Here is a 7,336-nt window from a genome sequence, read left to right on the forward strand (position 1 = left end):
GGCGCGGTCCGGTGACAGACTCCGCGCGTCTCGAAGGGTCGACGGCCACCGGCCGGGCCGTGCATCCTTCGAGGCTCGCAAGAGCTCGCACCTCCAGCGACAAAAGCGAAGCCTTTGCGCGGGGATGACGGTTCTGGGTCAGCCTGCGTCGCAGACAGGGCGTCTCGTCGCCCTACAGCGGCAGTTCCGGCTCGCGGCGGGCGTTGCGGCGCGCGGTGGTGGCGGAGGCCGAGGTCGAGGAGCGCACGAAGCTCCAGCGGATGGTGCCGGCCTGCCTCGCGTCCTGGCGGATCACGATCTGGGAGGTGCGGCGCGGGCCGTCATTGCCGGCCAGGAACACGCTGTCCTCGAGATCGACCTTGTCGTCCATCGCCTCGAAGGTCCAGACGTCGCGGTTGGGCAGCACCAGCATCACGCCGCGGGCATCCGACAGCCGGCTCGCCTTCACGGAAGGGTGCAAATGAAAGCGCAGCGCGAAATCGGCCTCGCTGCCCTTGATGCGGCCACCCGGCGCCGGCGACAGCGAATCCTCGCCCTCCAGCCGCGTGCCGTCCTGCGCGACCATCAGCACGCGGCGGTGGATCACCCCGAAGCGCGAGAGGTAGCCGTCATGCGAGGCGGTGAGCACGTCGCCGTCGGGAACGGCTTCGCGGTAGCTCTCGACATTGCTGGGCCCGCTGGTGATCGGCGCGCCACGGAGCAGCCGCTTCATCGCCGACAGCTCGACGAACTGGCATGACGACGTGTCGCGATAGGTCAGCGTCGAATGCGCCGCGGTGGAGCGCGCGAACGGCCGCCAGTTGTCGCGGCCTGTGCTCGGCATGCCGCAATTGACGACGATGCGGCTCACCCCGGAGGAGAGCTCGAACGACAGGCAGCCGGCATGCGCGTCCTGGCTGACGCTTGCCGGCGGCGGCCGGCCGGTGTCGATGATCAACGCGGTGTTGCCGGCATCGAGCCGCTGAAAGCCGGTGTGCGGCATGCTCGCCATCGGCACGCCGCGGGTGTCGTCATAGGCGAGCAGCGTCGCGACGAGATCGGACGGCGCGGTGCTCATGCCGTTGAACAGCGCGAAGCTGCCGTCGCCGTGCCGGAAGAAGCGCAGCATCGGCATCATGCGGTCGATGGCGTTGAGCAGCGCCGGCGGCGGCGCGATATTCCGCGCGGCAAAGGTCTGCCGCAGCGGCAGGAGATCGCTGAGCAGCTCGACCAGCGCGCCGGGATTGCGCGAGATGTGGCCGCCATCGGGCAGGATCTGGCGCTGCAATTCGTCCGACAGCTTGCGCGTCGCCGATTTGATGTTGCGCGCCTGGTTGGCGAGACAGAGCGAGGCGTAGCACAGCGCGATCAGCACCTGCAGGCGCGGAACGCCGTCATTGTCGAGCGTCGCGTGGCGCAGATAGCGGATCTCGCGCGCCAGCCCACGCAGATATTTGCGGTAGAATTTTCCGTCGGTGTCGCCGAGCACGAGCGGCGCCTGCGACAACAGCGAGATCACCCGCCGCGCGCGCACATCGGCGCGGCGCTCCAGCGGCCGCTTGCGGGCCTGGTTGGAGATCCAGTCGTCGACCAGCGAGCGGGCGTTGGCGCGGGTCAGCGCAGTGTCGGCGGCGCGCAGATGGCGCAGCCAGCCGAAGCCGAGCAGGGCAGCTTCCCAATCCTCCGACGGCGGCTCGAGATCGAAGATCGAGCGGCCGTGGCAGGTGACGATCTTGCCGGCGAAGACGAATCGTCCGGCATAGATCTCGGCCGCGCGGGTGGCGTCGGCGGTCCGCAGATCGTGCGGGGCGATGATCAGCCGGTCGGTGCGGCCGGGCCAGAGCCGCGACAGCGCAACCGTGCTCCCGCTGGCGCGCGCGATGATGCTGCGGGCAAAGCGGCCAGCAATCAGCGTCGAGATGCGTCTGCTTTGAGCGACCGACACGCCTAACCTTGCGGGGAGGGAATTTTCAACGAATCCTTATTTAATCCGGAAACGCGGCCAAGACACCTGCCAAGACACCCTCTTGATACCGCACGAATCACTTCGAGCTTAGAAGACTGAAGTTTAAAATCAGGATTTAACCAGCCGGGCCGCGTAAAATCCATCCAGCCCGCCGAGCCGCGGGTCGGCATTGGGCAAATGGCTCGGCAAAGTGCGCAGATCGCCGTCGGCGGTGATGAGGTCGTCGAGGCCGGCGACCTCGCTTGTCTCGACCGGCGCACGGCGCAGGCCTGATTCGCTCGCCAGCAGCGCGGCGATCGCGTGCTCGCCTTCCTCCGGCTCCAGCGAGCAGGTGCAGTAGACCAGCGTTCCGCCGGGCTTCAGCAGATTGGCGGCTTTTTGCAACAGCCGCTTTTGCAGCGCCGACAGCGCGGCGATGTCGCCTTCCTGCCGCAACCAGGCGACGTCGGGATGGCGGCGGATGGTTCCCGTCGAGGTGCAGGGCGCATCGACCAGGATACCGTCGAAGCTTGCGGCCTCGGCGGGCCATTCGGCGGCGTCGGCGACGACGCTTTCAGCCTGCAGGTCCAGGCGCGTGAGATTGTCGCGCAGCCGCGCCACACGCGCCGGCGAGCGGTCGACCGCGGTGACGTGCGCGCCGGCCAGCGCGAGCTGGGCGGTCTTGCCGCCGGGCGCGGCGCAGAGATCCGCGACCGCCTTGTCCTTGATGTTGCCGAACAGCCGCACCGGCAGCGCGGCGGCGGCGTCCTGCACCCACCACTGGCCTTCGGCAAAGCCAGGCAGCATCGTGACGGAACCCTGCAGCAGCGTGCGCACGGTTCCCGTCGGCAGCGTCTCGCCATGCAGACGGGTCGCCCATTGCGACGGATCCGACTTCACCGTGAGATCGAGCGACGGCTCGTGGCCGAGCGCCAGCGCCATGTCGCGCGTGGTGGCCTCGCCGTAATGCGCGTTCCAGCGCGCCAGCATCCATGGCGGCAGGTCCAGCGTCTGCGCGCTGATCTCGTCGATCAGGCCCTGGCCCTCGCGCGCGCAGCGGCGCAGCACGGCGTTGACGAGCCCGGCATATTTCGCGGCGCGCCGGTCGGATTGCACCAGCCTCACCGAAAGATCGACCGCGGCGTGATCGGGCACGTCCATCCAGAGAATCTGTGCCGCGCCGATCAGGAGCGCACTCTGCGCGCGCGGCGCATCGGTCGGGATGCCGCGATCGAGCAGGCGCGACAGCAGATGGCCGAGCGTGCCGAGCTTGCGCAAGATGGTCGACACCAGCCGGCGCATCAGCGCGCGGTCGCGATCGGCGAGCGACTTCAGGCCGGGATGCGCGCCGGCGCCGTCGAGCTGGTCGTCGAGCGTGCGGTGCTTGTGCAGCACGCCATCGAGGATATCGGCCGCGATACGGCGGGCCGCGAGGCCGGGGACTTCGGCAGGTACTGCAAATCTTGAAGGAGGCATGAAGCGGAGATATCTCGAAGGTGCTGAGTTACATTCGGCTCATGCCCATCAACTCAAGACCACCTCTGGCATGCGAATATGCCAAATGTAAGAATCGGCTTGCGGGATTTTGTGATCGTGATGTCGTCACTGAGCCAGCACAGAGATACGAAATCCGCGGCGGAAGGTTTTGCCATGTCTGATAAATCGCCATCGTCATCGCTGCCGGAGGCCGCTCCGCGCAAGCCGCTGACGCCGGCCGCGCAACGCGCGCTCGCCGAGGCCGCGGCGCGGCGCAAGGCTGCCGAGGAGGCCGCCGCGCAGAACGCGGCCGCGCGGCCGAAGGAGTTCCAGGGTCCGAAGGGACCGGAACCGACGCGTTACGGCGATTGGGAGACCAAGGGCATCGCCTCGGACTTCTGAGAGTCTTGCCTGACGGCTCGACTCAGGCCAGTCTGGGAATATGTCCCCATACGAGAGAATAAATGCTTATCGTGGGACGGGACGTCCGCCTTTCCGCCGGCCTCCTTCACGGAGGTCGCCTTGGGGCCGGCGCGTCTCGGCGGCGCTGCCATGGGTGTTCGTTCTCGGCATTGCCATCGGCAGCACGCTGCCGATCCGGCAATGGGTGCATCTGCCGCCCCATTGGTCGTTGAGCAGGTCTCGCGACGCCGACGTCATCTGGCAGCGGGCCGGCGCGCCCGACATCAGGCACAACGTTGATGTGATCAGGACGATCGACGGCGATACGTTCGAGGCGCGGGTGCATTTCTCGCCGGGCCCGGATCTGTACACGCGAGTCCGGCTGCGCGGCATCGACGCGCCGGAGCTGAAGGCATCCTGTGCGCGTGAACTGCAAATGGCGCAAGCAGCGACGGTGGCGCTGCGCGACCTGCTCGGTCAGGGCGATGTCGCGATCTACAATGTCGGTCCCGACAAGTATCAGGGACGTGTCGTCGCCGACGTCGCGACCAGGAAAACCGACAACGTCTCGGCCGTGCTGCTCGCCGCCGGCCATGTCCGCGCCTACAATGGCGGGCACCGGTTCGGTTGGTGCGGATATTTTACGCGCTAGGCGACAGCGTCAAACCAGGCTTCCGCAAACAAAAAGCCGCGCAGTGGCGCGGCTTTGCGTTGGACCAGGCGCTGTGCCTGATCAGCGGGTGACGACGACCGTCGTGCCGACCGAAACGCGCGAATAGAGATCGGTGATGTCGGCGTTGAGCATGCGGATGCAGCCGTAGGAGACGAAGCCGCCGACCGAGCCCGGCACGTTGGTGCCGTGGATCGCATATTCGCCGCCGGCCAGCGTCATCGCGGCGACGCCCATCGGGTTGTGCGGCGAGCCGCCGGCTATCACGTTCGGGATGCTCGGCTTGTCGCGCTTGACCTCGGCGGGCGGCGACCAGGCCGGGTTGCGATATTTGCCGTCGATCTTCGTGGTGCCGGCCCACTGCTTGCCGGACTTGCCGACGCCGACCGGGTAACGCATCGCGTGGCCGGAATCGAGAATGAGGTAGAGCCGCCGTTCGTTGGTCTTCACCACGATGGTACCCGGCTCATAGTTGTCGGCGTGTATTCCCACCATTTCCGGCCGGGCTTCGGCCGCCTGCGACGTCAAGACAACCGCACCAAGGGTAACAGCAGCCGTGGCAGCCAGCGCCACCGCAAACTTCATCGACATCAACCTCTCCACTTCCCAACAGCTCCCGCGAGGAAGCCAAAAACGAAGATGCAGAGCCCTTGAAAAACCGGGCCTGCCGGTCTCACGCACGCAAGATTAACCGCGTGTGTTAACCGGGTGGTTTCACACCGGCCGCGAGACACGTCCTGATGGCGCGGAGAAAAGGAAAAGTTCGGATTAAAGTAAATGACCTGAAAACAACACTTGGCCACAAACGCGCCTCAATCGCGCCACGCCTCTGACAATCCCGTGAAGCGGCCCGTTGCGGGAAAAAAAGGGCCGCGGCGGTGATCGCGCGGCCCTTCCTCGGTTTTCTGATTTTGCTGCTGCCGGCCTTACGCCGGTGCGCCCTTTTTGTTCTGGCGGTTCTGCACGAGGTCGTCGACCACGGCCGGATCGGCCAGGGTCGAGGTGTCGCCGAGACTCGACGGCTCGTCCTCGGCGATCTTGCGCAGGATGCGGCGCATGATCTTGCCGGAGCGCGTCTTGGGCAGGCCGGGCGCGAACTGGATCAGGTCCGGCGAGGCGATCGGGCCGATGTCCTTGCGGACCCAGGCGACCAGCTCCTTGCGCAGCGCCTCGGTCGGCTCGGTGCCCTTCATCAGCGTCACATAGGCATAGATGCCCTGGCCCTTGATGTCGTGCGGGTAGCCGACGACGGCGGCTTCCGACACCGCCTCATGCGCGACCAGCGAACTCTCGACCTCGGCGGTGCCCATGCGGTGGCCGGAGACGTTGATGACGTCGTCGACGCGGCCGGTGATCCAGTAGTAGCCGTCGGCATCGCGCCGGCAGCCGTCGCCGGTGAAATACTTGTTCTTGTAGGTCGAGAAATAGGTCTGCTCGAACCGCGCATGATCGCCATAGACCGTGCGCATCTGGCCCGGCCATGATTTGGTCAGGCAGAGATTGCCGGATGTCTCGCCTTCCAAGGTCTTGCCGTCGGCATCGACGATCTCCGGCACCACGCCGAAGAACGGCCGCGTCGCCGAACCAGGCTTCAGCCTCGTCGCGCCGGGCAGCGGCGTGATCAAAATGCCGCCGGTCTCGGTCTGCCACCAGGTGTCGACGATCGGGCAGCTGCTGTCGCCGACCACGCGGTAGTACCACTCCCAGGCTTCCGGATTGATCGGCTCGCCGACCGAACCGAGCAGGCGCAGCGACTTGCGCGAGGTCTTCTTCACCGGCTCGTCGCCGCCCTGCATCAGCGCGCGGATCGCGGTCGGCGCGGTGTAGAAGATGTTGACCTTGTGCTTGTCGACCACGTTCCAGAAGCGCGAATTGTCCGGATAGTTCGGCACGCCCTCGAACATCAGCGTGGTCGCGCCGTTACAGAGCGGCCCGTAGAGGATGTAGCTGTGGCCGGTGACCCAGCCGACGTCGGCGGTGCACCAGTAGATGTCGCCGTCGTGATAGTCGAACACGTATTGATGCGTCATCGACGCGAACACGAGATAGCCGGCCGAGGTGTGCAGTACGCCCTTCGGCGTGCCGGTCGAGCCCGAGGTGTAGAGGATGAACAGCGGGTCTTCGGCGTGCATATGCTCGGCCGGGCATTCCGTCGTCACCATGGCGGCGGCCTCGTGATACCAGAGGTCGCGCGTCGGGTTCATGTCGATCTTGCCGCCGGTGCGCTTCACCACCACGACCCAATCGACGCCGCCGGTTTTTGCGATGGCGGCATCGACATTGGCCTTCAGCGGCACCTTCCTGCCGCCGCGCAGGCCCTCGTCGGCGGTGATGACCACCTTCGAGTCGCAATCCTTGATGCGCTGGGCGAGGCTGTCCGGCGAAAAGCCGCCGAACACCACCGAGTGGATCGCGCCGATCCGCGCGCAGGCCAGCATGGCGTAGGCCGCTTCCGGAATCATCGGCAGATAGATCGTGACGCGATCGCCCTTCTTGACGTTCCGCGTGCGCAGGATGTTGGCCATCTTGCAGACTTCGTCGTGCAGCTGGCGGTAGGTGATGTGCCTGGACTCGGAAGGATCGTCGCCCTCCCAGATGATCGCGGTCTGGTCGCCGCGCTTCTCCAGATGGCGGTCGATGCAGTTCCAGGCGACGTTCAGCACGCCATCCTCGAACCATTTGATCGAGATATTGCCGGGTGCAAAGGAGACGTTCTCGACCTTGGTGAAGGGCTTGATCCAGTCGATCCGCTTGCCGTGCTCGGCCCAGAAGCCGTTGGGGTCCTTGACCGAGTGCGCGTACATCTCGCGATATTTGGCGTCATCGATATAGGCGCGCTTGGCCCAGTCGGCCGACACGTCGTA

General features: G+C 66.1%; 6 protein-coding genes. 2 read left to right on the top strand and 4 right to left on the bottom strand.

Annotation, left to right across the window (positions count from 1 at the left end):
* Positions 1 to 172 precede the first annotated feature (172 nt).
* Positions 173 to 1,924, bottom strand: a complete 1,752-nt coding sequence (locus E2I15_RS30775) for a heparinase II/III family protein (protein ID WP_137478262.1) — start codon at positions 1,922 to 1,924, stop codon at positions 173 to 175.
* A gap of 129 nt (positions 1,925 to 2,053) precedes the next feature.
* Positions 2,054 to 3,400, bottom strand: a complete 1,347-nt coding sequence (locus E2I15_RS30780; protein ID WP_137478261.1) for an RsmB/NOP family class I SAM-dependent RNA methyltransferase — start codon at positions 3,398 to 3,400, stop codon at positions 2,054 to 2,056.
* Between the two features lie 174 nt (positions 3,401 to 3,574).
* Between E2I15_RS30780 and E2I15_RS30785 the strand changes: the two genes are divergently transcribed.
* Complete coding sequence (locus E2I15_RS30785) at positions 3,575 to 3,802, top strand: DUF1674 domain-containing protein (protein ID WP_137478260.1); 228 nt, start codon at positions 3,575 to 3,577, stop codon at positions 3,800 to 3,802.
* Positions 3,803 to 3,956: 154 nt separating this feature from the next.
* Entirely contained in the window at positions 3,957 to 4,454 is a 498-nt protein-coding gene (locus E2I15_RS30790) for a thermonuclease family protein (RefSeq protein WP_137478259.1), read from the top strand.
* Positions 4,455 to 4,535: 81 nt separating this feature from the next.
* Here the strand turns inward: E2I15_RS30790 and E2I15_RS30795 are convergent, their stop codons facing one another.
* The gene (locus E2I15_RS30795) at positions 4,536 to 5,063 is read right to left on the bottom strand and encodes a L,D-transpeptidase (protein WP_137478258.1); all 528 of its coding nucleotides are present in this window, start codon (positions 5,061 to 5,063) and stop codon (positions 4,536 to 4,538) included.
* A gap of 335 nt (positions 5,064 to 5,398) precedes the next feature.
* Positions 5,399 to 7,336 (bottom strand): acetate--CoA ligase (gene acs, locus E2I15_RS30800; protein ID WP_155262635.1); only part of this gene is annotated, 1,938 nt, incomplete at its 5' end.

The organism is Bradyrhizobium sp. BR2003, assembly GCF_009720285.1.
In the GTDB taxonomy this organism is placed as follows: Bacteria; Pseudomonadota; Alphaproteobacteria; order Rhizobiales; family Xanthobacteraceae; genus Bradyrhizobium; species Bradyrhizobium elkanii.

Excerpts from the sequence above, each read along its gene's own strand:
- E2I15_RS30780 (WP_137478261.1), bottom strand. The coding sequence starts at position 3,400 with ATGCCTCCTTCAAGATTTGCAGTACCTGCCGAAGTCCCCGGCCTCGCG.
- E2I15_RS30785 (WP_137478260.1), top strand. The coding sequence starts at position 3,575 with ATGTCTGATAAATCGCCATCGTCATCGCTGCCGGAGGCCGCTCCGCGC.
- E2I15_RS30795 (WP_137478258.1), bottom strand. The coding sequence starts at position 5,063 with ATGTCGATGAAGTTTGCGGTGGCGCTGGCTGCCACGGCTGCTGTTACC.